The organism is Paralimibaculum aggregatum (genome assembly GCF_030270585.1).
GTDB lineage: Bacteria > Pseudomonadota > Alphaproteobacteria > Rhodobacterales > Rhodobacteraceae > Thermohalobaculum > Thermohalobaculum aggregatum.
This window is the reverse complement of the sequence record NZ_BSYI01000120.1, coordinates 1-1139: the sequence shown is the minus strand read 5'-3', so window position 1 is coordinate 1139 and position 1139 is coordinate 1. Positions and strand designations below refer to the sequence as shown.

The 1139-nt window shown below is 72.3% G+C and carries 1 protein-coding gene; it reads right to left on the bottom strand.

Annotated features, from left to right (window positions below; all coding sequences use genetic code 11):
• Positions 1-53: 53 nt before the first annotated feature.
• Positions 54-872: an IS21 family transposase gene (gene istA / locus QSJ97_RS24570; RefSeq protein ID WP_285675140.1), complete on the bottom strand. Its 819-nt coding sequence runs from the start codon at positions 870-872 to the stop codon at positions 54-56.
• Positions 873-1139: the final 267 nt, after the last annotated feature.

The window sequence follows — 1139 nt, the reverse complement described above, 5'->3', positions numbered from 1 at the left end:
AACCCGGGCCGCAACGCGCTGACCGTCATGGAAGATCTCGACCGTGCGGACCGTCACCCTCGCCCGGAGTTTCCGGCGAAGAAGGGGGGCGGGACCGAGTGGCAATGCTTGCCGATCTCGACATGGTGCTCGAGCCGCCCGGCCCGTTCGCAAGGCCGGGCGGGCAGCGCCTTCAGCGCCGGCCGGTCGAGCGTCTCGAACAGCTGGCGCCGGCGCGCGCCCAGGTGCCGGGTCGCCTTGCCGTCGAACGCCTCGAGCAGCTCCCGGATCGCCGCGTTCGGCCCGGCGAGGGAGAAGAACTGCCGTCCCCGCAGCCGCGCGACGATCCAGCGCTGCACGAGCTGGACGCCGACCTCGACCTTCGCCTTGTCGCGCGGCCGCCAGGGGCGCGCCGGCAGGATCGCGGTGCCGTAGTGCGCGGCGAGATCGGCATAGCTCCGGTTGCCCTTCGGCTCGCAGAAGCACGCCTTCGTCACGCCGGCCTCGAGATTGTCGGACACCGGCTGGCCGGGCGCGCCGCTGAAGAACTCCGGCATGCGCACGTGGCTGGCGATCCGGTCCGGCAGGGTCTGCGTCCAGCTTGCCTCCACGAAGGTGTCGTTCGAAGCGCCGAGCATGCCGACGAAGATCTGCGCCTGACGGACCCCGCCGGTCGCGCCGTCGATCACCTCGAGCGTGTCGCCGGCATGATCCACGAAGGCGCGCTCGCCGGCGAAGCGGTGCTGGCGCATCCTGGGCGACAGCCGGCCCTCCCACCGCCGGCAAAGCTCGCAAGACCGGCTGTAGCCGTAGCCATCCTCCGGGTGGGCGGCGCGGTAGCCCTCCCAGACCAGCGCAAGCGTGACCCCCTTGCGCTTCGGCGCCCGGTGCACCGCCGGCCGGTCCGGCTGCGCCAGGTCCTTCCGGGTGCCTCCGCCGACCGGCTTGAAGAGGCCTGCTCGAGATCGGCCTCGTTCCATCCCTCGGGCAGCGGCCAGGACAGGCCCGCCCGGTCGGCGCGCTTCAGATACTCACGCGCGGTCGTCTGGCCCACACCGAGGCTCGCCGCGATCTTCCGCGTCGCCAGGCCGGCCGCCTTCAGCCGCAGAGCTTCTCCAATCCCGCGCATCGGCAATCGGCCCATTCCGGGCTCCCCGCTC